At 60.7% G+C, this 21,896-nt stretch carries 20 protein-coding genes and 2 pseudogenes; 14 read left to right on the top strand and 8 right to left on the bottom strand.

The window, feature by feature from the left end; all coding sequences use genetic code 11:
* Window positions 1-5 precede the first annotated feature (5 nt).
* The 3 genes and pseudogenes from ACQY1K_RS16085 (at window position 6) to ACQY1K_RS16075 (ending at window position 3,329) form a co-directional block, all read left to right on the top strand.
* Window positions 6-1,199 (top strand): annotated as a pseudogene (locus tag ACQY1K_RS16085) (MFS transporter).
* A gap of 105 nt (window positions 1,200-1,304) precedes the next feature.
* The gene (ispG, locus tag ACQY1K_RS16080) at window positions 1,305-2,555 is read left to right on the top strand and encodes a flavodoxin-dependent (E)-4-hydroxy-3-methylbut-2-enyl-diphosphate synthase (protein WP_062462173.1); all 1,251 of its coding nucleotides are present in this window, start codon (window positions 1,305-1,307) and stop codon (window positions 2,553-2,555) included.
* A gap of 114 nt (window positions 2,556-2,669) precedes the next feature.
* On the top strand, window positions 2,670-3,329 hold the full coding sequence (locus tag ACQY1K_RS16075; protein ID WP_113111677.1) for an OmpA family protein: 660 nt from the start codon (window positions 2,670-2,672) through the stop codon (window positions 3,327-3,329).
* A gap of 25 nt (window positions 3,330-3,354) precedes the next feature.
* Here ACQY1K_RS16075 and ACQY1K_RS16070 read toward each other — a convergent pair whose 3' ends face one another.
* Both ACQY1K_RS16070 and ACQY1K_RS16065 read right to left on the bottom strand, forming a co-directional pair.
* Complete coding sequence (locus ACQY1K_RS16070) at window positions 3,355-3,996, bottom strand: LysE family translocator (protein WP_113165654.1); 642 nt, start codon at window positions 3,994-3,996, stop codon at window positions 3,355-3,357.
* A gap of 49 nt (window positions 3,997-4,045) precedes the next feature.
* Window positions 4,046-4,960 carry a polyprenyl synthetase family protein gene (locus tag ACQY1K_RS16065; protein ID WP_430257850.1) on the bottom strand — a complete coding sequence of 305 codons (915 nt, stop codon included), beginning with the start codon at window positions 4,958-4,960 and terminating at the stop codon, window positions 4,046-4,048.
* A gap of 131 nt (window positions 4,961-5,091) precedes the next feature.
* Here ACQY1K_RS16065 and mtgA point away from each other — a divergent pair, with 131 nt between their 5' ends.
* The 4 genes and pseudogenes from mtgA (at window position 5,092) to rpmF (ending at window position 7,689) form a co-directional block, all read left to right on the top strand.
* Entirely contained in the window at window positions 5,092-5,838 is a 747-nt protein-coding gene (gene mtgA, locus ACQY1K_RS16060) for a monofunctional biosynthetic peptidoglycan transglycosylase (protein WP_430257848.1), read from the top strand.
* Window positions 5,839-5,949: 111 nt separating this feature from the next.
* Complete coding sequence (locus ACQY1K_RS16055; protein ID WP_430257847.1) at window positions 5,950-6,672, top strand: DUF1868 domain-containing protein; 723 nt, start codon at window positions 5,950-5,952, stop codon at window positions 6,670-6,672.
* 14 nt (window positions 6,673-6,686) lie between these two features.
* Window positions 6,687-7,334, top strand: coding sequence for a glutathione S-transferase family protein (locus ACQY1K_RS16050; RefSeq protein WP_430257846.1), 648 nt, complete (start codon window positions 6,687-6,689; stop codon window positions 7,332-7,334).
* A 168-nt stretch (window positions 7,335-7,502) separates the two neighbouring features.
* A pseudogene (gene rpmF / locus ACQY1K_RS16045) lies at window positions 7,503-7,689 on the top strand (50S ribosomal protein L32).
* A gap of 91 nt (window positions 7,690-7,780) precedes the next feature.
* On the opposite strand, the gene phaR reads toward rpmF, so the two are convergent.
* The gene (gene phaR / locus ACQY1K_RS16040) at window positions 7,781-8,383 is read right to left on the bottom strand and encodes a polyhydroxyalkanoate synthesis repressor PhaR (protein ID WP_062462624.1); all 603 of its coding nucleotides are present in this window, start codon (window positions 8,381-8,383) and stop codon (window positions 7,781-7,783) included.
* 230 nt (window positions 8,384-8,613) lie between these two features.
* On the opposite strand from phaR, the gene ACQY1K_RS16035 reads away from it, so the two are divergent.
* Both ACQY1K_RS16035 and ACQY1K_RS16030 read left to right on the top strand, forming a co-directional pair.
* On the top strand, window positions 8,614-9,795 hold the full coding sequence (locus tag ACQY1K_RS16035; protein WP_430257844.1) for an acetyl-CoA C-acetyltransferase: 1,182 nt from the start codon (window positions 8,614-8,616) through the stop codon (window positions 9,793-9,795).
* An 81-nt stretch (window positions 9,796-9,876) separates the two neighbouring features.
* A complete protein-coding gene (locus ACQY1K_RS16030; protein WP_430257843.1) occupies window positions 9,877-10,605 on the top strand; it encodes a beta-ketoacyl-ACP reductase in 729 nt (242 codons plus the stop codon).
* 62 nt (window positions 10,606-10,667) lie between these two features.
* On the opposite strand, the gene ACQY1K_RS16025 is transcribed toward ACQY1K_RS16030, so the two are convergent.
* Window positions 10,668-10,922 (bottom strand): glycine zipper domain-containing protein, encoded by a 255-nt coding sequence (locus ACQY1K_RS16025; RefSeq protein ID WP_062462199.1) that lies wholly within the window; start codon window positions 10,920-10,922, stop codon window positions 10,668-10,670.
* 40 nt (window positions 10,923-10,962) lie between these two features.
* Complete coding sequence (locus ACQY1K_RS16020; RefSeq protein WP_082471964.1) at window positions 10,963-11,118, bottom strand: DUF3309 family protein; 156 nt, start codon at window positions 11,116-11,118, stop codon at window positions 10,963-10,965.
* A 375-nt stretch (window positions 11,119-11,493) separates the two neighbouring features.
* On the opposite strand from ACQY1K_RS16020, the gene ACQY1K_RS16015 reads away from it, so the two are divergent.
* The 5 genes from ACQY1K_RS16015 (at window position 11,494) to ACQY1K_RS15995 (ending at window position 17,758) form a co-directional block, all read left to right on the top strand.
* The gene (locus ACQY1K_RS16015) at window positions 11,494-14,703 is read left to right on the top strand and encodes a helicase-related protein (protein ID WP_430259047.1); all 3,210 of its coding nucleotides are present in this window, start codon (window positions 11,494-11,496) and stop codon (window positions 14,701-14,703) included.
* Window positions 14,704-14,707: 4 nt separating this feature from the next.
* Window positions 14,708-15,115, top strand: coding sequence for an RNA-binding S4 domain-containing protein (locus ACQY1K_RS16010; protein WP_062462206.1), 408 nt, complete (start codon window positions 14,708-14,710; stop codon window positions 15,113-15,115).
* A 182-nt stretch (window positions 15,116-15,297) separates the two neighbouring features.
* Window positions 15,298-15,636, top strand: a complete 339-nt coding sequence (fdxA, locus tag ACQY1K_RS16005) for a ferredoxin FdxA (protein ID WP_062462209.1) — start codon at window positions 15,298-15,300, stop codon at window positions 15,634-15,636.
* 385 nt (window positions 15,637-16,021) lie between these two features.
* Complete coding sequence (locus tag ACQY1K_RS16000) at window positions 16,022-16,597, top strand: CarD family transcriptional regulator (RefSeq protein WP_062462212.1); 576 nt, start codon at window positions 16,022-16,024, stop codon at window positions 16,595-16,597.
* A 297-nt stretch (window positions 16,598-16,894) separates the two neighbouring features.
* Entirely contained in the window at window positions 16,895-17,758 is an 864-nt protein-coding gene (locus tag ACQY1K_RS15995; protein ID WP_062462213.1) for an RNA polymerase factor sigma-32, read from the top strand.
* Between the two features lie 107 nt (window positions 17,759-17,865).
* Here the strand turns inward: ACQY1K_RS15995 and ACQY1K_RS15990 are convergent, their stop codons facing one another.
* The 3 genes from ACQY1K_RS15990 to thiP form a co-directional block, all read right to left on the bottom strand.
* Entirely contained in the window at window positions 17,866-19,380 is a 1,515-nt protein-coding gene (locus ACQY1K_RS15990; protein WP_113165693.1) for a M48 family metalloprotease, read from the bottom strand.
* 213 nt (window positions 19,381-19,593) lie between these two features.
* Complete coding sequence (locus ACQY1K_RS15985; protein WP_430257842.1) at window positions 19,594-20,268, bottom strand: ATP-binding cassette domain-containing protein; 675 nt, start codon at window positions 20,266-20,268, stop codon at window positions 19,594-19,596.
* Complete coding sequence (gene thiP / locus ACQY1K_RS15980) at window positions 20,261-21,883, bottom strand: thiamine/thiamine pyrophosphate ABC transporter permease ThiP (RefSeq protein WP_430257840.1); 1,623 nt, start codon at window positions 21,881-21,883, stop codon at window positions 20,261-20,263. The genes ACQY1K_RS15985 and thiP overlap by 8 nt, the downstream gene beginning before the upstream one ends.
* Window positions 21,884-21,896 lie beyond the last annotated feature (13 nt).

The following is a 21,896-nucleotide window of genomic DNA, read 5'->3' as shown; positions in this document are numbered from 1 at the left end:
ACCTGATGAACGATCTGTCTTCGCCGGCGGAAGCCAAGACCCGACGTGCTTTCATCACACCGGAGCGGATCGGCGTATCGCTGCTGTTTCTGATGAACGGCTTCATGATCGGTGCCTGGGCGCCAAAGATCCCGGAATTTGCGGCACGTCTGGAGCTGAGCGAAAAGTCGCTCGGCGTGATGATCCTGATTTTCGGGTTAGGCTCCATCGTGATGATGCCGATCGCCGGCAGTTAGATCGCAAGGTTCGGATCGAGCATTGTCTCCAAGGTCACCGCAGTCCTTTTGACGCCGACGCTTCTTCTCCTGTCGCTGATTGGCAGCATCTGGAGCGGAGCGGTTGCGTTGTTTCTGTTCGGCGGCCTGATCGGTGCAATGGATGTGGCAATGAATGCCAATGCCGTTGCGACTGAAAAAGGCATGCGCCGCGCGATCATGTCATCCTGCCACGCGTTCTGGAGCCTCGGCGGTCTGCTCGGCGCCTCGACCGGTGGCTTTCTTCTTGAACGGATCGGCGTTCTTCCGCATGCGCTTTTCGTAACCGTCGTCGCCGCCGTCATGATCGCCGTCGCCTGGAAAATGGTGCTTCAGGATGCGCCGCATCCGGAGGAGAGGGCGGCCGGTGCCGGACGCCGCCTGCCGTCGTCACCGCTTCCCTGGCTGCTCGGAATCATGGCGCTGTTCTGCATGATCCCCGAGGGATCCATTCTTGATTGGGGCGCTCTCTACATGCGCAACGAGCTTTCGGCGTCGCTGACACTGTCCGGCTTTGCGTTTGCGGCTTTCTCGTTCACGATGGCGGCAATGCGTTTTGCAGGCGATCTCATCCGCGACCGGTTCGGTGCCGTCAATACGCTTCGGGTCTGCGGCGTCATCGCCATGCTCGGCATGCTGACGATCGGTTTTGCGACCAGTTCGACGATGGCCATTGCAGGCTTTGCTCTCGCCGGCATCGGCATTTCCAACATCGTGCCGATCCTGTTTTCCGCGGCCGGCAATCTGGCGGGCATGGCGGCGGGCGTCAGTTTGTCCGTGGTCACCACCATGGGCTATTCCGGAATTCTCGTTGCACCTTCGGCAATCGGCTTTATCGCTGAGCATACGGGACTTGGCAGCATTTTCGCGGGATTGTCGGTGCTGATCCTGGTGACGCTGCTTCTCTCAAGCCTTGCCCGGCACGCGGACGGAGCGCATCACTGACCCAACTATTCATGGCCGCTGGTTGACAAGCCGGCGGTCATACGCCACCTGAAAGACGGTTTATGCCCCCAGTTAGCCCCAGGGCAAAGGCAACGAGACGATCCCATGAACGCACCGATTGACTATAATCCGAAGCCCCGCCGCGCCACGGTTGCCGTCGATGTCGGCGGTGTGATCGTCGGTGGTGGTGCGCCTGTCGTCGTCCAGTCGATGACCAATACCGATACGGCTGACGTGGATGCGACCGTCGCCCAGGTCGCCGCGCTCTACAAGGCAGGCTCCGAGATCGTCCGCATCACCGTCGATCGCGACGAGAGCGCTGCCGCCGTGCCGAAGGTGCGCGAGCGTCTGCTGCGCCTTGGCCTCGACGTGCCGCTGATCGGCGATTTCCATTATATCGGCCACAAGCTTCTGGCCGATCATCCGGCCTGCGCCGAAGCGCTCGCAAAATACCGCATCAACCCGGGCAATGTCGGCTTCAAGGACAAGAAGGACAAGCAGTTCGGCGACATCATCGAGATGGCGATCCGTTACGACAAGCCTGTCCGCATCGGCGTCAACTGGGGTTCGCTTGACCAGGACCTGCTGACGACGCTGATGGACCGCAATTCCGAAGCCGGTTCGCCGCTGTCTGCACGCCAGGTGATGCACGAGGCGATCGTCCAGTCGGCCCTGATTTCGGCCGAGCTTGCTGAAAACATCGGCCTGCCGCGCAACCGGATCATTCTGTCCGCAAAAGTCAGCCAGGTGCAGGATCTCATCGCCTGCTATTCGATGCTGGCCGAGCGCTCCAACCATGCGCTGCATCTGGGCCTGACAGAGGCCGGCATGGGCACCAAGGGCATCGTCGCCTCGTCGGCTGCCATGGGATATGTCCTGCAGCACGGTATCGGCGATACGATCCGTGTGTCGCTGACGCCGGAACCGAACGGTGACCGCACCCGCGAAGTGCAGGTTGCGCAGGAAATCCTTCAGGTCATGGGGTTCCGCCAGTTCATTCCGGTGGTCGCCGCCTGTCCCGGCTGCGGGCGCACCACATCGACGGTGTTCCAGGAGCTTGCCCAGAACATCCAGAACGATATCCGCAAGAACATGCCGATCTGGCGCGAAAAGTATCCGGGCGTCGAAGCTCTGAACGTCGCCGTGATGGGGTGCATCGTCAACGGCCCCGGCGAAAGCAAGCATGCCGATATCGGTATCTCGCTGCCCGGCACTGGCGAGACACCTGCCGCCCCGATCTTTATCGACGGTCAGAAGGCGATGACGCTGCGCGGCCCCAATATCGCTCAGGATTTCGAAAAGCTGGTGATCGATTACATCGAGAACCGCTTCGGCCAGAAAACCGCCGCCGAGTAAGCGTCATTCCCGGATAGGGATAATTCCTTATCCCGGCTGCCGCTGCCTCTCCTCGCTATTGCCGTATTTCATGGTAAATGAGAGGTACTACGGACGACGGGGAAACTGATTCATATGTTGAAAAAAATTGCTATCGTCGCAGCTTGCGCGACGTATCTCTCTGCCTGCACGACGACCGATCCCTATACGGGTCAGCAGAAAATGTCGAACACGGCTGGTGGCGCTGCCATCGGTGCCGGTCTCGGCGCGGTCGGCGGTCTGTTGATCGGCGGCGGCAACAAGGGCCGCAATGCGCTGATCGGCGCTGCGATCGGTGGCCTCGCCGGTGGCGCCATCGGCAATTACATGGACCGCCAGGAAGCCGAACTGCGCCAGCAGCTGCAGGGAACCGGCGTATCGGTGACCCGCAACGGCGACCGCATCATTCTAAACATGCCGTCGAACATCACCTTTGCCACCGATCAGGATCAGGTGATCCCGCCGTTCTATGCCACGCTCGATTCGGTTGCGATCGTGCTCAACAAGTTCGGCAAGACCTATATCGACGTCAACGGTCACACGGATTCGACCGGCAGCCTGCAGCACAACCAGGCGCTTTCGGAACGCCGTGCCGTCTCGGTCGCCAACTATCTCGGTGGTCGCGGCGTCGATCAGCGCCGTGTCTCGACCATGGGCTACGGCCCGTCGCAGCCGGTCGCTTCCAACGCCTCGCCGGATGGTCGCGCCCAGAACCGCCGCGTCGAAGTCTCGATCGCACCGATCGAACAGGGCTGAGTTCGGACAGATATCGACGAGCCGGTCAGATCCGGCTCGTCAGCAGTTTCACGCCGGCAATGCTGTAGAACACCGCCATCGTGCCTTCGATCCAGCGCCGCGCGGCCTTGTAGCCGCGAAGCGCGTGGCGCGTCGAAAACAGAACCGCATATCCGGTAAAGATGACCAGGCTTGAGGTCGAGCAGATGCCGACGATCAGCAGGATTGCCGAAGGCGGTGCATCCGCCGGCAGGCCGAGCGAGATGATCGCCAGCCAGCCGAAGATCGCCTTCGGATTGGTGACGTGGATGGCATAGCCGCGCAGCCAGAGTTGCCTTGCTGAGTAGGACGTTCTGCTCTCGCTCGATGCGGTCTCGATATCCGGCGTCCGCGCCGAGCGGTACGCCTTCCAGGCAAGATAGATCAGATAGAGCCCGCCCAGAATTTTCATGATCTCAAGCGCGATCGCGTAGGTGCGCAGGATGGCGGCGAGCCCGAGTGCGGCAGCGCAGGCCCAGGTCAGCGAGCCGCAGAAGACGCCCAACGCAAGAATCACTCCGTTTCGACGGCCATGCGAAATCGCCATTCCGATAATGGCGAAATTGGCAGGTCCGGGGCTGAGGACGGCGATGAGATAGGCGAGATAGGCCGGCCAGATATAGGGCAGGTAGGCGAATACATCCGGCATGCTTTACTCCTCGGGTCTGATCCGGGAGGCTTGCCGTTGTCCCGTCTCGTCAGTTCTGACGGCTGGCGATAAAGCGCGCCGTCTGCTGCAGAATAAATGCCTTTTCGCCGTAGGGCGCAAGCAGGTCGACGGCCTCTGCCGTCAGCGTATCGAGCTTCTCTTCCGCCCAGCCTGTGCCATGCATGGCAACCAGCGTGCCCTTGCCGCGGGCGGCATCCTTGCCGGTCGCCTTGCCCATGGTCTCGGCATCGGAGGTGATGTCGAGAAGATCGTCGGCGAGCTGAAAGGCAAGCCCGATGACCTGGCCGAATTTTCTGAGGCGCTGACGGTGTTCCTGATCTGCACCGGCGATGATGGCACCTGCCTCGCAGGCGAAGCGGATCAACGCACCGGTCTTCATCGCCTGCAGTGTGGTGATGCCTGTCTCATCAGGTGCCGATTTCTCCGCAGCCAGATCCAATGCCTGGCCACCCACCATGCCGCCGGAACCGGCTGCGCGGGCAAGGGCCAGAACCAGTTCCGTCTTCGCCCGGTCTGGCAAAGCTGTCTCAGGCGCTGCGATAATGTCGAAGGCGTAGGTCAGCAGGCTATCGCCGGCAAGGATCGCGGTCGCCTCGTCGAATGCCCTGTGGACCGTCGGCTGACCACGGCGAAGGTCGTCGTCGTCCATGGCGGGCAGGTCGTCGTGGATCAGCGAATAACAGTGCAGACATTCGAGTGCGGCACCGATGCGCATGGCGGCCTGTTCGTTCCCACCAAGCAGAAGCGCGCTTTCGCGCAGCAGGAACGGTCGCAGGCGCTTTCCGCCATTCAGCGAACCATGGCGCATCGCGGCCATCAGATGGGCCGGGCGCGTGACTTCGTCGGGCAACGTTTGATCCGAAAGAAGCGACACAAGCAGCGCCTCGGTGGCGACTGCGCTGTCTTTCAACCGGCTTTCGAATGCAGGATCGGTCGTGTTCATGCCGGGCTGTTTGGCATGGGGCGACGATACAGGCAATGTCGATTTACCAGCATTGCCGAAGTTTCAGCCGGTGGACTGGCCTTCGAAAGCGCCACCGGCTATGAAACTTTAAACGGGCGGGTAGAAGCACCTTGGATATCGCACCTGAACAGCATGCCGAAGAAGACGAACCCGTGAGGCCCGCACGACGGTTTCGCCTGCCTAACACCACGTGGCTCCGGCGCGTCATCCTGTTCGTCATTGCGCTGGTGGTGCTGCCCTATCTTCTCATCCCGGTCTATGCGCTGCCATTCACGCGGCCGGTGTCCACCCTCATGCTGTCGGAACTGTTTCTTCTGCGCGGGTATGACCGCCAGTGGGTTGATATCGAGGACATCTCGCCCAATCTCGTGCGGGCCGTGATGATGTCGGAGGACGGCCAGTTCTGTTTCCACGGCGGCGTCGACTGGCGCCAGATGCGCGGCGTCGTGCAGGATGCACTGGACGGCGAGTCGACGCGTGGCGCGAGCACCATTCCGATGCAGACGGCCAAAAACTTGTTTTTATGGAACGGCCGCTCCTTCATCCGTAAAGGGCTGGAACTGCCGCTGGCGCTGGCTGAGGATTTCATTTGGCCGAAATGGCGGTTGATGGAAATCTATCTCAACGTCGCAGAATGGGGACCTGGTATCTACGGGGCTGAAGCGGCGGCGCAGTATCATTTCAAGGTGCCAGCCGCCAAGCTGAGTGCCCGTCAGGCCGCGTTGCTCGCCGTCGCACTTCCCAATCCGCACACGCGGGTCGCGAGCAAGCCCAGCCGCGGAATGCAGCGGCTGGCAGGTGTCGTGGAACGGCGCGCCCGCGCATCGAGCGATTACATCAAATGCATTTATGGGTGACGTCAAAACTAAGCGTTAAACGTCCCCCATGTCATCTGTCAGTATCGACGCTGGCTTAAGAGCGCATCGAGCACGCTTTGTGAGTGCGTTTACGAAGAAAGTGGACCGCCGATGGATGCCAGACTGATTTCGCCCGATCTCCTCAAATACTCGGCGACGCACAATCCAAAACCGCCGCCGCGGCTCGGAACGCGTTACGTACGGCGAGGCGGCTTTCTGCCCGAGCCCGGCAACACGATCGTCTGCCATCTGGAAAAAGGATCGGCAACGCAGGCGCTGCTTGTGTCGGCACGCGCGCGCTATCTCGAGATGCCGGAAGCTGAGCGTTTTCTTTTCACGCCGATCACCAGCCTGCACATGACGCTGTTCCAGGGTGTCATCGAGCATCGCCGCAAGCCTCGCTTCTGGCCGGACGATATGCCGCTCGAAACGCCGATCGAGGACATGACGGAAATCAAGGCGGCTCGGCTCGAAGGTTTCTCGACGCTGGATCCGTTCCAGGTCACCGTGAAAAGCGCCAAGCCGTCGGGTCTCGTGGTCGAGGGGAGGTCCGAGAATGATTGCAGGGCGATGAAGGCCTGGCGCGATGCGCTGGCGCGGCTCCTCGGTTATCGCCATCCGGATCACGACGACTATGCGTTTCACATTACCTTTGCCTATGTGATCGAGCGCCTGTCGGATGCAGCGCTGCCGGCCTGGCAGGCGATGCTCGACGAGGTGACTGCTGAGATCAAGCGCGCGGTTCCTGTTCTGGAATTGCGGCCGCCGGCATTCTGCTCGTTCGAGGACATGAACCATTTCCACGAACTGATGATTTTCGATTCCGAGACCTGATGGAAATTGCGCCGATGGAAAAATTCGTCCTCTATATCGCAAATAAGAACTATTCGTCCTGGTCCTTCCGGCCCTGGATTGCGCTGACCGCTGCCGGCGTTCCTTTCGAGGAAGTGCTAATCCCGTTCGATTATCCGGCAGGCAATCCACGCTACAAGACGATCTCGCCCAATGCCCAGGTGCCGGTTCTGCATCATGGCGACGTGCGCGTCTGGCAGTCGCTGTCGATCATCGAATACGCAGCCGAGCTGTTTCCGGAAAGCGGGATCTGGCCGACGTCAGCTGCGGATCGTGCCGTCGCTCGCTCCATCTCGATGGAGATGCTGTCTGGCTTTCGGGCGCTGCGCAATGCCTGCCCGATGAATTTTCGCCGGCCGAAGCGCCGCATCGATCTCCCCGACGGGGTGATGGACGACGTCGCGCGGATCGAAACCATCTGGCGGGAACTGCGGGCAAAATCCGGCGGTCCGTTCCTGTTTGGCGACTTTACCGCAGCGGACGCGATGTTCGCGCCGGTCGTCAATCGCGTTGCGGTCTATGATCTGGTAGACGACGCCGACACGCTTGCGTATATGGAAGCCATGACGTCGCATCCGGCCTGGGTTTCATGGCAGGAAGCGGCCCTTCAGGAGACAGCAATCGTCGAAGAAGACGAGGCCTGAGGTGTTTCGGCGTGGTTTGCGAAAAAATCCCGCCAATATTCCTGCAGGGACTGGTCAAGTACCCGGTTGGCATGTATAAGCGCGCCAAATTTCCGAGATCGAGACATGGAATGTTCGGCCTCAGTTCCGGCCGGAAATCCCTGTTTTGCACGAAGTGGAGTAACGAAAATGGCTGTACCTAAAAGAAAAACGAGCCCGTCGAAGCGCGGTATGCGCCGCTCTGCTGACGCTCTCAAGACCCCGACATTTGTTCGAGGACAAGAACTCCGGCGAACTGCGCCGTCCGCACCATATCGATCTCAAGACCGGTATGTACCGCGGCCGTCAGGTTCTGACGCCGAAGGAAAGCGCATAAGCTTTTCTGATGATTGCTTGAAAGGCCGGCTTTGCCGGCCTTTTTTGTTGCGCGCTCGGTAAGGCGCGTTTCTTCCCGCAGCAGGTGCCGTTCAGGTGCTCATGCTGTCGAGACGACCCTGAAGCGCGCGGAGCTGCTCCTTCAGTTCGTCGATGTCCTTGGCTTCCGCCTTCTTGCCCGATGGTGGGGCGGACTGGTGCTGAGGCGGCGTCGCGGCACCGGCAAAGGGCGCGAACATCTGCATGGCCTGACGGAACATGTCCGTATTGCGCCGCACCTGTTCTTCCATCATCTGCATCGGAAGATGCAGGTTCTTGGCGATCGGCGTGTCACCGAACGCACTCGTCATCTGCTCGCGCATCTGCACCTGCTGGTCCGTAAACGTCTTCATCGAGTGTTCGAGGAAGGTCGGCACCACCATCTGCATCTGATCACCGTAATAGGAAATCAGCTGTCGCAAGAAGGACACCGGCAGAAGCGTGTTTCCCGTCTTGGACTCCTGCTCGAAAATGATCTGGGTCAGAACCGAGTGCGTGATGTCCTCGCCCGTCTTGGCATCCTGAACCGTAAATACCTCGCCCTTCTTGACCATTTTAGCCAAGTCTTCGAGCGTCACGTATGTGCTTGTTCCGGTGTTGTAGAGACGCCGGTTAGCGTATTTCTTGATCGTCACGTCACCTTCGGTCTTTGCCATGATTTCCCTCCACTTCGCCATTCGCGCGATTATTAGTGCTTGGCATCTTCTCCCGCCTCGAATGTAAGCTTAAATTGGCGCAACTGACAATCGATTTGTGCGCCGCGATGGATCACCATGCTGCGCAGCAAATCGATGAAAAACCGGGTGTTTCGGGCGAAAACCGGGCGTTTGACAGGGCGCTCAGGCTTTGCCAGTCTCGGTGCCAAGAAACGGAAAGAGGAGACATCATGTCCAATCCATCCATCGTTATCGCAGCCGCAGCAAGAACGGCCGTCGGCTCGTTCAATGGCGCATTTGCAAACGTCCCCGCACACGAACTCGGTGGCGCGGTGATCAAGGAGGTGCTGGCGCGCGGTGGCGTGGAGGCGGGTGAAGTGGACGAGGTCATCATGGGCCAGGTCCTTCCTGCCGGCGAGGGACAGAACCCCGCCCGCCAGGCGGCGATGAAGGCCGGGGTGCCGCAGGAGGCGACGGCCTGGGGCGTCAACCAGCTCTGCGGTTCCGGTCTTCGTGCGGTCGCACTGGGCATGCAGCAGATCGCGCTCGGCGACGCCAAAATCATCGTCGCGGGAGGCCAGGAATCCATGTCGATGGCCCCGCATTGCGCACACTTACGCGGCGGCGTGAAGATGGGTGATTTCAAGATGATCGATACGATGATCAAGGATGGCCTGACCGACGCGTTCTACGGCTATCACATGGGTATCACCGCTGAAAACATCGCCCGCCAGTGGCAGTTGTCGCGTGAGGAGCAGGATCAGTTCGCGGTGTCCTCGCAAAACAAAGCGGAGGCAGCGCAGGTTGCTGGCCGCTTCAGGGACGAGATCGTTCCGTTCCTGATCCAGACCCGCAAGGGCGAGTTGCGCGTCGAGAACGACGAATACATCCGTGCCGGTGCGACTTTGGAGGGGATGGCGAAGCTTCGGCCGGCCTTCGACAAGGAAGGCACAGTGACTGCCGCCAACGCATCCGGCCTCAACGATGGCGCAGCTGCGGCGTTGCTGATGACGGAGGACGAAGCCGGTCGTCGTGGCATTGCGCCGCTCGCGCGCATCGTCTCCTGGGCCACCGCCGGCGTCGATCCGCAGATCATGGGAACCGGCCCCATCCCGGCTTCGCGTCGCGCGCTGGAAAAAGCCGGTTGGAAAATCGGCGATGTCGACCTGATCGAAGCGAATGAGGCGTTTGCCGCACAGTCCTGCGCGGTCACGCGGGATCTGGGCCTCGATCCGTCGCTGGTCAATGTCAACGGCGGAGCGATCGCCATCGGTCACCCGATCGGTGCGTCGGGTGCGCGAATTCTCAATACGCTGCTGTTCGAAATGAAGCGCCGTGGCGCGAAAAAGGGGCTTGCGACGCTCTGCATCGGGGGCGGTATGGGCGTCGCCATGTGTCTGGAAGCGCTCTAGCACTCGGTGGCAGCTGCCCACGTTATCGGCGTGAGCAGTTCCGTTACGCTGACGGCGGCGACGGTATGAAAGGAAGTTTACATGGCGCGTATCGCGTTGATTTCAGGAGGCACGCGGGGCATTGGCGCTGCGATCTCCACCGCCCTGAAGGCCGCCGGCTATTCGGTGGCCGCCAATTTTGCGGGCAATCACGAAAAGGCGGCGCAGTTTCACGCGGCGACGGGCATTCCGGTGTTCCAGTGGGACGTGTCGGATTACGATGCCTGCGTGAAGGGCATCTTTGAAGTCGAAGCGCAGCTCGGGCCTGTCGACGTCCTCGTCAACAATGCCGGAATCACCCGCGACGGCATGTTTCACAAGATCACGCCACAGCAGTGGAAGGAGGTCATTGATACCAACCTTTCCGGCCTGTTCAACATGACCCATCCGGTCTGGCCCGGCATGCGCGAGCGCGGCTTCGGCCGCATCATCAACATCTCCTCGATCAATGGCCAGAGGGGCCAGATGGGGCAGGTGAACTATTCCGCCGCCAAGGCGGGCGATCTCGGCTTTACCAAGGCACTGGCTCAAGAAGGGGCCTCGAAGAACATCACCGTCAATGCGATCTGCCCCGGCTATATCGGAACCGACATGGTGCGTGCCATCCCGCAAAAGGTGATGGACGAAAAGATCATCCCGCAGATCCCTGTCGGACGGTTGGGAGAGCCGGAAGAAATCGCCCGCTGCGTGCTGTTTCTAGCCTCTGAAGAAGCCGGATTCATTACCGGGTCTACGCTCAGCGCAAATGGCGGTCAGTATTTCGCCGGGTAAGCGGATACAAAAAAACCGGCGCCATGGGACGCCGGTTTCTATTCTGCGACTAAACGCAGGACTTAGCGGCAACGCGCTTCGTATGTACGGCCATAACGGTCGCGATAGACGCAGTAACCGTTGCGCTTCTGCGATTCGCCGATAGCAGCGCCAACCAGACCGCCGCCGACAGCGCCGACTGCAGCGCCACCCCAGCTGTTGGTCACAGCGCCACCGATAACGGCGCCCGAAGCAGCACCGATCGCAGTGCCCTTTTCAGTGGATGTGCAGGATGCCAGCATTCCGACGAGAGCGCCGACGAGCAAAACTTTTTTCATGTCACTTTCCTTCCCTTGGTAACGTGCGGCTTCGCCGCTTTTAGATCCTGCCCATCAGCAGGAGGATGATGATAATCAGCACAACGAGGCCGAGACCGCCGGACGGACCATAACCCCAGTTCCGGCTGTGCCCCCAATTCGGCAGCGCGCCGATCAAAAGCAAAATCAGTACGATAAGTAGGATGGTTCCGAGCATAGGCTTGTACTCCGCTGACCTACCGGCTCGACATGTCCGGTTGGGATTGCCGAGAAAACGTAGCATGGGAACTTTTGTTCCACTCACCACTAGCTCGCCCGTGAAGTGTGGTTAACGGGTTACACTTTGGCCATGCGTCGGAAAGCCGGGTAATGTTCGAAACAGATCGAGAACGCTCCGGAATCCGCAATCGTCGCCGATTCGTTCACGTTTGTTCGAATGAAACTGGCGTGCGTATCGTACACATGTTGATCCTGGAAATCGTGGTCTCGCCTTGTCGAGGACAACATATCGGCTTGCGTTTATCGTCGAGCATGGCCATCTGATACTGCGATTGCGTTTCCGTGGAGGATCGCATCGGCGGATAAGCAGGAACTGGCTTTGCATTCTCAGCCCATGATTCTCAGCGGCCGCGGCGTCACGGCCGTGCTAGGCCCCACCAATACCGGCAAGACCCATTATGCCATCGAGCGCATGGTTGCGCACGGTTCCGGCGTCATCGGTCTGCCCCTTCGCCTGCTTGCACGCGAGGTCTATACGCGTGTCGTGGAGAAGGTCGGTTATCACAATGTCGCGCTGATCACGGGCGAGGAAAAGATCACGCCGCATATGGCGCGCTTTTCCGTCTGCACCGTCGAGGCGATGCCGCGCGAGACAAAGGCCGCCTTCGTCGCTATCGACGAGGTACAGCTGGCCGGCGATCTCGAGCGCGGGCACATCTTCACCGACCGCATCCTGCATCTTCGCGGACGCGAGGAGACGTTGCTGCTCGGTGCCGGCACCATGCGGCCGATCCTCGAACGGCTGCTTCCCGGGATCACCGTGGTCGAACGGCCGCGCCTCTCGCAGTTGTTTTATGCCGGTCAGAAAAAGATCACCCGCCTGCCGCAGCGTTCCGCGATCGTCGCCTTCTCTGCGGAAGAGGTCTATGCGATCGCCGAACTGATCCGCCGCCAGCGCGGTGGTGCGGCTGTCGTGCTTGGCGCCTTGAGCCCGCGCACCCGCAATGCACAGGTCGCTCTCTATCAGGAAGGCGATGTGGAATATCTCGTCGCAACCGATGCGATCGGCATGGGCCTCAATCTCGATGTGGATCACGTTGCCTTCGCTCAGGATCGCAAGTTCAACGGCTATCAGTTCCGCAATCTCAATCCGTCCGAAATGGCGCAGATTGCCGGGCGTGCGGGCCGCCACCTGCGTGACGGAACCTTTGGTGTCACCGGGCAGGTCCAGCCGTTCGACGACGAACTGGTCGAGCGGATCGAGGGCCATCATTTCGAGCCGGTGAAAGTGCTGCAGTGGCGCACGAAAAGCGTCGACTATTCCTCGCTTGCCGCTCTGCGTGCCAGTCTCGACCGGCCGCCGACCGTGGCGGGGCTTGCCCGCGCGCTGCCGGCAATCGATATCCAGGCGCTCGACTATCTGTCGCGCTACGCAGAAATCCGCGATACGGCGACAACGCCGGAGCGGGTGGAAAAATTGTGGGAGGCCTGCGCTCTGCCGGACTATCGGCGGATTGCCCCTGCGCAACACGCAGACCTCATTTCGACTCTTTTCTCGGATCTTGTGCGCTTCGGCACGGTGAACGAGCAATTCATGGCAGAACAGGTTCGCCGCGCCGACCGGACCGACGGAGAAATCGACACCCTGTCGGCCCGAATCGCGCAGATCCGTACCTGGACCTATGTTTCGAACCGCCCTGGCTGGCTTGCCGATCCGACACACTGGCAAGAAAAGACACGGGAAATCGAGGATAGGTTGTCGGACGCGTTACATGAACGGTTGACGAAACGCTTTGTTGATCGCAGGACATCTGTGCTCATGAAGCGCCTAAGAGAGAATGCGATGCTGGAAGCTGAAATCAGTGTGAATGGGGATGTCTTCGTCGAAGGCCATCATGTGGGGCAATTGGCTGGATTCCGATTCACGCCTATAGCCGGCACGGAGGGTCCCGATGCGAAGGCCGTCCAGGGTGCTGCGCAAAAGGCGCTTGCGCTGGAGTTCGAGGCACGCGCCGCGCGGCTTTATGCATCCGGCAACAACGACCTTGCTGTCGGCTCGGACGGTTCCGTGCGCTGGCTCGGCGAACCTGTCGGCCGGCTTGCGTCAAGCGACCATATCATGCGCCCGCGCCTGATCCTGCTTGCCGACGAGCAGTTGACCGGCAATGCCCGCGAACACGTCGTTGCGCGCATCGAGCGTTTCGTGAACCATCACATTGCGACCGTGCTGAAGCCGCTGGACGATCTGTCGCGCGCTGAAGACCTGCAGGGTCTCGCCAAGGGCCTGGCCTTCCAGCTGGTCGAAAACCTCGGCGTCATGTTCCGGCGCGATGTTGCCGAAGACGTGAAGACGCTCGATCAGGATGCGCGCGCTTCGATGCGCCGCTACGGCATCCGCTTCGGCGCCTACCATGTGTTCATGCCGGCACTGCTGAAGCCTGCTCCGGCCGAGCTTATCACGCTTCTCTGGGCGCTGAAGAACGACGGCATCGACAAGCCGGGTTACGGCGATCTTATTCCGGCGCTTGCTGCCGGCCGCACATCGGTCGTCGCGGATCCTGCTTTCGAGCGTACCTTCTACAAGCTCGCCGGTTTCCGCTTCCTCGGCAAGCGTGCCGTTCGTATCGACATTCTCGAGCGTCTGGCCGATCTCATCCGTCCGCTGCTGCAGTGGAAGCCGGGCTCCAGCCCGCGTCCGGAAGGCGCCTATGACGGTCGCCGCTTCGTGACGACGACAGCCATGCTGTCGATCCTCGGCGCAACGCCTGACGATATGGAAGAAATTCTGAAAGGCCTCGGCTATCGCGCCGATGCCGTGAAGCCTGAAGAGGCGCAGGCATTCCTGGCTGGCCAGGAGCCAGCTGCGGCTGCCCCTGCCACGCCAACGGCTGCAGCAGACGAGGCCGCACCGACTGCCGAAGGCGATCAGGTCGAAGCAACCGAAGCTTCCGCTGAGGTTGCGGCGCCTGCCGAGGCTGCTGCTTCTGCAGAAGACGCTGCTCCTGCAGAAGACGCTGCAAGTGAAGAAGCTGCGGCGCCTGACGTCGCCGCGTCCATGGAAGCTGAAACCGTTGAGGCAACTGCATTGGCCGAGCCGGACGCTCAGGCCGAGACAGCCGCCTCGACTGAAGCTGCCGCTGCCGTCGAACCCGAAGAAGCAAAGCCTGTTCTCCTGTGGCGCCCGGGTGGCGGTCGCGAGAATAGCCAGCGCCAGGGTGGTCGGCCACAGCAGGGTGATCGCCGTGGTAACGGCCAGGGTCAGCGCAATGCCGGTGCTGCCTCAGCAGGCCGCACCCAGGAAGCCCGCCCCCAGGGCGAAGCCGCTCCCAAGGAAGGCCGCCGCGATGGTCGTCGGGATGGCGAGCGCCGTGACGGTGGTCGTCCGAACCGCGACAACAACAACCGTCGTCCTGAAAACCGGGGCGATCGTCCCGAGCGCGGAGATCGTAACGATCGTCCGGACCGTAACAAGGGACCACAGCCCGCTCGCTTTGAGGCCAAGCCACCGCGCAAGGAAAAGCCGATCGATCCGGATTCGCCCTTTGCCAAGCTTGCTGCTCTCAAGGAGCAGATGAAGAAGTAGGCGCATGGTTGAAAAAGAGCTGCATGCAGGTTCGCGACAGCGCATCGACAAGTGGCTCTTTTTCGCGCGAATGGCAAAGTCACGCTCCATCGCGCAGTCGCTGATCCAGTCCAACTGCATCCGGATCAACGGCGCGCTGGTGTCTCAGCCAAGCTATCAGGTCAAGACCGGGGACCGCCTCGACATCAAGCTGGAACGGCGCGATGTGGTTCTGGTCGTCAAGTCCGGTGGTGATCGGCGGGGTCCATTCGAAGAGGCGCGGCTTCTTTACGAAGATCTGACGCCGCCTCCGGAGGAACGCCAGAAGCTGACGGCGTTCGAGCAGGCGCAACGCCTGCCGGGCTCCGGGCGTCCGACGAAGAAGGAAAGGCGGGAGACCGAACGCCTGTTTCCCGAAGCGGGCGAAAACTAGGTTTAGAAAATCCGCCCTCAAGACCCGGTTTTTACGCACGGTTTATTCTTGCGCAGTTGCAGCAAAGGCATTAGGTGACACTCGAAAAGCATGACTTCCTTGAGTGCTGAAGTCTGCCGGCTTTTCGCCTGCCGCACCTTTCGTCGGCAGCGTGCCGCAATCTGCGATATTCGGAGTTTCGCATGACATTCGTCGTGACAGACAATTGCATCCGCTGCAAATACACAGACTGTGTCGAAGTGTGCCCGGTCGATTGCTTCTACGAAGGTGAGAACTTTCTGGTCATTCACCCGGACGAATGCATCGATTGCGGCGTCTGCGAGCCTGAATGTCCGGCTGAGGCCATCAAGCCTGACACGGAACCGGGTCTCGACAAGTGGCTGAAGGTAAACTCCGACTTCGCGCAGATCTGGCCGAACATTACCGTGAAGCGGGATCCTCTTCCGGAGGCCAAGGAAATGGACGGCGAAGAGGGCAAGTATGAAAAGTACTTCTCGGCAGAGCCAGGTTCCGGCGATTAAACCCGGATGGTGACGGTGCGCCCGTCACCCGCTCGAATCAGCTGTCTTTTGGTTGGGCACTGTCCGACTGTCATGCGGCTTGCAAGAATAAAAGCAAATTATTGATTTCCGCACTTTTTTGTGGTAGAGCTTACTCACTGTTCCACAAGGTGGCACTCGCGTGCCCGAAAAACATCACGAAAGAAACAGATCGCTCCCCGCGTTCCCCGTGACATTGCAACACTTTGATGTTGTCGTCGCCGTTTCGCGAGTTGGTCTGTTTTTGCGCGCGTTGTCGGATCAGTATGGAGTGTCCCGACGGTTTCCCCCGTCTCATCCGGGCCTGACAGACCCGGTTTCCCCAGACCCGATAAAACGGGTGAGTCAAAGGGAGTTTGTGAATCGAATGACGACCCAACTGAAAAAGAATTCTCCCGCACGCCAGGGCTTTAGAACTGGTGAATCGATTGTTTATCCTGCGCATGGCGTCGGCACGATCACCTCTATCGAAGAACAGGAAGTCGCGGGCATGAAGCTCGAGCTTTTCGTGATCGATTTTGAAAAGGACAAAATGCGCCTGAAGGTTCCGGTCGCCAAGGCCTTGAGCATCGGCATGCGCAAGCTCTCCGAGACGGATTTCGTCGAACGTGCATTGAAGGTGGTCCAGGGCAAGGCCCGCGTGAAGCGCACGATGTGGTCGCGTCGCGCACAGGAATATGATGCCAAGATCAATTCCGGTGATCTGATTTCCATTGCAGAAGTGGTGCGCGATCTTTTCCGCGCCGAAAACCAGCCCGAGCAGTCTTATTCCGAGCGTCAGCTGTATGAAGCGGCGCTGGATCGCATGGCGCGCGAAATTGCCGCCGTCAACAAGATGTCCGATACGGAAGCTGTTCGCCTGATCGAGGTCAACCTTGCCAAGGGTCCCAAGCGCGGCAAGACAGTCGAGGAAGATGAAGCTCAGGAAGAAGAAGCAGCCTGATTTTGTCGCTGAAAGACAACACCAAAAACCCGGCCTAGTGCCGGGTTTTTTGTTGGAACCTTTACAACACAAGCGCGTTAACCCGCCGGAACGGCGAATTTAATGCTGCATCGTGCTGCGTGTTCTCCGTCCTAACCAATAGCGGGGCGATTGCCTAACCGGTCCAAGACCTCCGCGAGACACTTGAGGGACATCGGCAGAAATTCGCAAAAATCAAGGCTGGAATATCGGTAATCCCGCAATTCAGCGTTTTTTTTGGTTCTGCCCTTTGTCGATCACGGCACCACGGAGAACACTATGACAGCCATGTCCGCAGACCGCACAATGATCAAGATAGCGATGTCGGCTCCGTATCTCGCCCGCGAGGAAGAGCGTGATCTGGCAATCCGTTGGAAAGACCGCCAGGATCAGGGCGCTCGAAACCAGATTGCACTCGCCCACATGCGTCTCGTCATCGCGATGGCGTCGAAATTCCGTGGGTTCGGTCTACCCATGAGCGATCTCGTTCAGGAAGGTTATGTGGGATTGCTTGAGGCTGCGGCAAGGTTCGAACCGGCCCGCGATGTCCGCTTTTCCACATACGCCAGCTGGTGGATCCGTGCCTCCATGCAGGACTATATCCTGCGCAACTGGTCGATCGTTCGCGGTGGTACGAGTTCAGCCCAGAAGGCGCTGTTCTTCAATCTGCGCCGCCTGCGCGCAAAACTTGCCCGCGGCGACTCCAACCTCACGGCCCAGGCCATCCATGAGGAAATTGCCGTCGCACTCGGCGTCAGCGTTTCCGACGTGCAGACCATGGATGCCCGTCTCTCCGGCAATGACTCGTCGCTTCAGGCTCCAACGATTTCCGGTGATGCCGACAGTGGCGAACGCCTCGACATGCTGGCCAGCGGCGAACCACTGCCGGACGAGCAGGTCTCCGGCATGATCGATGGCGAGCGTCGGCTGAAATGGCTGCAGGGTGCCCTCACAAAGCTCAACGACCGCGAGAAGATGATCATCCGCGCCCGCAGGCTGACGGATGACGGTGCGACGCTGGAAGCGCTGGGTGCCAAGCTCGGAATTTCCAAGGAGCGTGTGCGGCAGATCGAAAGCCGCGCGATCGAGAAGCTGAAGTCGGCACTCGTCACCGCAAATCCGCAGATGGCGCTTGTGTCCTAAACACACTGTGCCCGCGCCGCTCTGGCGGTCGCGACATCTCGATACGATGCTTTAAAGCGCGCAGGCCCTTGAAACGGCCTTCGCGCTTTGAAGCTTTTATACAAGCCTCATTCGGAAATGATTTTGACCTTTTGGCCCGGCGACAATGTCGCGCCGACCGGAATGGCGTTGATCAGCTTGAACAGGTCCAGCTTGCGGTCGGTGCCCATCATCCGGCTTGAGAGCGATGCCATCGTATCCTGTGGCCCGACGCTCACGACGCGAACGCGGAGCGGCTTCAGCGACGCGATTTCAGGCTGTGTCATGCGGCGGAAACTGTTGCGAAGGATTTGTGCGGTCGTGTCGAGCGCGGGACTGCCCTTCGGAACCGCCGTCAGGAACCGGAAGATCTGGTCGTTGACCTTGATCACGGTCACGTCGAAATCCCAGCGTTCGGCGGAAGCGCGTGCGGTCGCGGCCGGCAGGCCGTTGACAGTCGTTTCGCGCACGGTTTCCGGCTGAAGCCCGGCCACCCAGCCGCTGGTCAGATAGTTGGGCAAGCTGCTGGTGTCGCCAGCGGCGACGCCGTCGAAACGGATCGCGGTCTCGCCTGGTCCCGTCGCCAACACGGCTTCGACCTTGTTGTCGATGCGGAAGTCCGGCGGAACGTCGAAGCGTATTCCAAGGCCCCCGTGCAGGAAGGTCTGGCCGCGGACATAACCCTCCTGGGGGCTGTCGCCATAGAGAAGACCGTCGATGCCGGCGAGGAAATAGTCGCGACCCTTGTCGCCGACGCCTTCCTGGCCGAAATTGCGGGCATGCCGGCGGGCCAGATCGACGCGCTGGGCGGAATTCGGGTGGCTGGACAGGAAGTCCAGGCTCTGGTCGCTGTCGGGATCAACCGCCGAGTAGCGCGCATAGGCCGCCATCGAATCGAGGAAGCGCGCAGCGGCGTAAGGGTCGTAGCCAGCTTCGCCCAGCATCCGCACACCGATCACGTCCGCCTGCAGTTCCTGCTGGCGGGAGAACGCCGCAAGTCTCAGCTTTCCGCGGGCAAGCGCCTGCTTGCCGGCGATGTCACTGGACAGCACCTCGGCGACCACCCGGCTGGCGATTACTTCAGCTTCCTCGCGCCGCTGGCGTTCGATGCCGTGGTTGGCGGTGACGTGTCCCATCTCGTGCGACAGCACGGCCGCAACTTCCGAAGCGTCGTTGGCGAGCGCCAGCAGTCCACGCGTGACGTAGAGATAGCCACCGGGCAGGGCGAAGGCATTGATCGCCGGGGAATTGAGGATAGTGATGCGGAAGGATTGCGTCGGATTTTCCGAAACAGCGGTCAGCGCACCGGCAATCCGAGCAACCAGCCGTTCGGTCTTTGCGTCACGATATTCGCCGCCATAGCTTGCAACGATTCGGGGATGCTCGCGTGCACCCATCTGCGCCCGCGGATCGTTCTTTTGAACTTCGTCGACGATCTGAGGCGAGTCTGATGGAGAAACGTTCGGCGTATAGGCCTGGTCGAACACGGACTGACAGCCTGCGAGTGCTGCACCTGCGAGCAACACGACGGCAAAGCGTCTCCAACGGCGCGGTGCGCTGGTCTGCCCGGTCCTGCCGGGTGTCGCGTCCTCGCGTGTTTTGATCCGTGTCTTCTGCACCGTCAGTCCTGTTCACCTTCGCTTCGTACCGATTTTCGCATCGCATGCACAGATAAAAGAGATAGGTTCAGCCGGCGCGTTTGCAATTGACTTCTGATAAACCAAGGCGATGACATCGCCGCAAGACCAAATTGTGGCACTGCGATAACGTTGGTTTTCGCCTGTCTCTATTCGTGACGACGCTCCGTCGACTGGCCTCTAGCGGGCGTAAGGAATAGCCGTGTTTGCGGCGGAGTTGACGATGGTACCATCGCCGACGGCGACCACCACGTCGGCAAGCTTCTGAACCTCGGCGCGGTCGTGGCTGACGATCACCACCGTATTGCCGGTTTCGCGGTGCAGGTCCAGAAGCAGCGACGCCATCGACGACCTAAGTTCAGGATCAAGCGCCGCAAACGGCTCGTCCATCAAAAGGACGGTTCTCTTTCGCACCAGCACCCGCGCGAAGGCAGCGCGCTGCCTCTCGCCGCCGGACAGCGTTCCCGGTTTGCGCGTCTCGAATCCTGCAAGCCCGACACGCTCGAGTGACTGCGAAATTCTCGCCCTGTCCTCACGCGAAAGCTTGAGGGACGGATCGACGCCGAGGCCGATATTGGTGACGAGGTCGAGATGGGCGAACAGATTGTTGTCCTGGAACACCAGCGAAATCGGCCGCTTTGAGGGGTGGGCGTGGGTCACGTCCTCGCCCGCGATCAGGATGCGGCCGGACTCCGGTATCTCGAAGCCCGCGATCAGGTTCAAGAGGGTCGATTTCCCCGAACCAGACGGCCCGGTCACGGCGGTAATCGCGCCGTCGGTCATGGCAATATCGAAGCTGAACCGTTTGGTGCCGAGTTGCAGCGCGATCTTTTCCAGGCGGATGCTGTCAGCCATCGTATCCCTTTCGGCGGCTCAGACTTCCGAGGATCGTCAGCGCCAGACATATCATGCCTAAAAGCAGGGCAAGCCCGTCGGCGTCGTTGGTTCGGTAGCTGGATAGTCTGCTGTAGACGAGCCAGGGCAGGGTCGTCAGTTCCGAGGATCCGAACAGGGCCACAGCACCGAGATCGCCGAGCGAGAGCGCCATGGCAAACGACAGTGCCGTAAGGATTGGGCCGATCAGGAAGGGCAGGTCGATCCGCCGCAGCCTCGAGAAGCCTGTTACGCCGAGGCTCGCGGCCAGGCGTGCCGTCTGCCGCCGATGATCCTCGATCGCCGGTTCCAGCACCCGCATCACGAAGGGCAGGGCCATCAGCATGTTGATGGCCGCGACCAGTGCGGGGGCAAAACGCGAGACATCTCCGAACGGGCGAAGCAGCAGGAACCAGCCTGTCCCGATCACGACCGGCGGCACCAGCAGCACCAGCGACGACGTCGCACCCAGCATCGCCGCCAGCCCGCGCGCCGGGATGCCGGGATGACGGAGATCCCTTATGGCAATGCGCGCATGGATGATCGCCAATGCGACGCTGACGGCCAGCAGCCCGGACAAGAGCGCGATCGACAGGCTTGTATAGGCGGCGTTGAGGAATGCGGGGCTGGACGCCAGCCGCCAGAGATCGGCCTTGATGCCGGCTAGGAAGATCGAGGCGAGCGGCAGGATGAGGAACAGGGTCGCAGCGAGGATGGTTGAGCCGTCCCACAGCCTTGCGCCCCATGTCCGTCCATCGAAGCGGCGGGTGGCGCGGCCGGCAGTTACATGTGTGCCGTCGGGGGCGGGGAGAAACGCGAGAGCGGCGAGGATCAGGCCCGTCACGGCGATCTGTAGCACCGCCAGTCCGATGGCACGCGGCGGATCGAAATCGAAGCGCAGCGACTGGTAGATCGCCACTTCCAGCGTCGTCGCCGCCGGCCCGCCGCCCAGAATCAGGACCAGCGTGAAACTGGTGGCGCAGAGCATGAAGATCAGCCCGGCAATGCCCGGCACGACCCGGATGAGAGCGGGCCCCTCGATGAAACGGAAGATCGACAACGGCTTCATGCCGAGGCTGGTGGAGAGCAGCCAGTATTCCGCAGGCTGCCGCTCGAGCGCCACGAGAAACAGGCGGGCGGCCAGCGGCAGGTTGAAGAAGACATGGGCGAGGAGAATACCGGTCAGGCCGTAAATGCTGATCGGCTGCTCAAGCCCCAATGTCGAGAGGAAACTATTGACCGCGCCCTGGCGCCCCCAGATGCCGATCAGACCCAGCGCACCGATCAGAACCGGCAGACCCATCGGCAACGCCATCAGCCGCACGATCCAGATACGGCCGATGAAATGCGGCCGTCTTGCCAGTGACAGCGCTACGGGAAGCGCCAGACACACAGAGAACAGGGTCGAGAGCACCGCCTGCCACAGCGTGAACTGCAGGATGCGGCCGGTATAGGCCGTGAACAATCGCCCCTGCGTTTCAGGGGCATCCCAGAGCAGCAGGGCCGAGACCGCGATGCCGACGAAAAGCGCGATCGCGACGAGGCTCAGCACCCCTCCGGAAATCCCCCGTCTTCGCTCGGCAGCGGTCAGCAGCATGCCCGGTTCAGCC

This window comes from Neorhizobium sp. IRS_2294 (genome assembly GCF_050500145.1).
GTDB lineage: Bacteria > Pseudomonadota > Alphaproteobacteria > Rhizobiales > Rhizobiaceae > Neorhizobium > Neorhizobium soli.
Note: the sequence above shows the minus strand (reverse complement) of the source record. Positions and strands in the feature narration are given on the sequence as shown.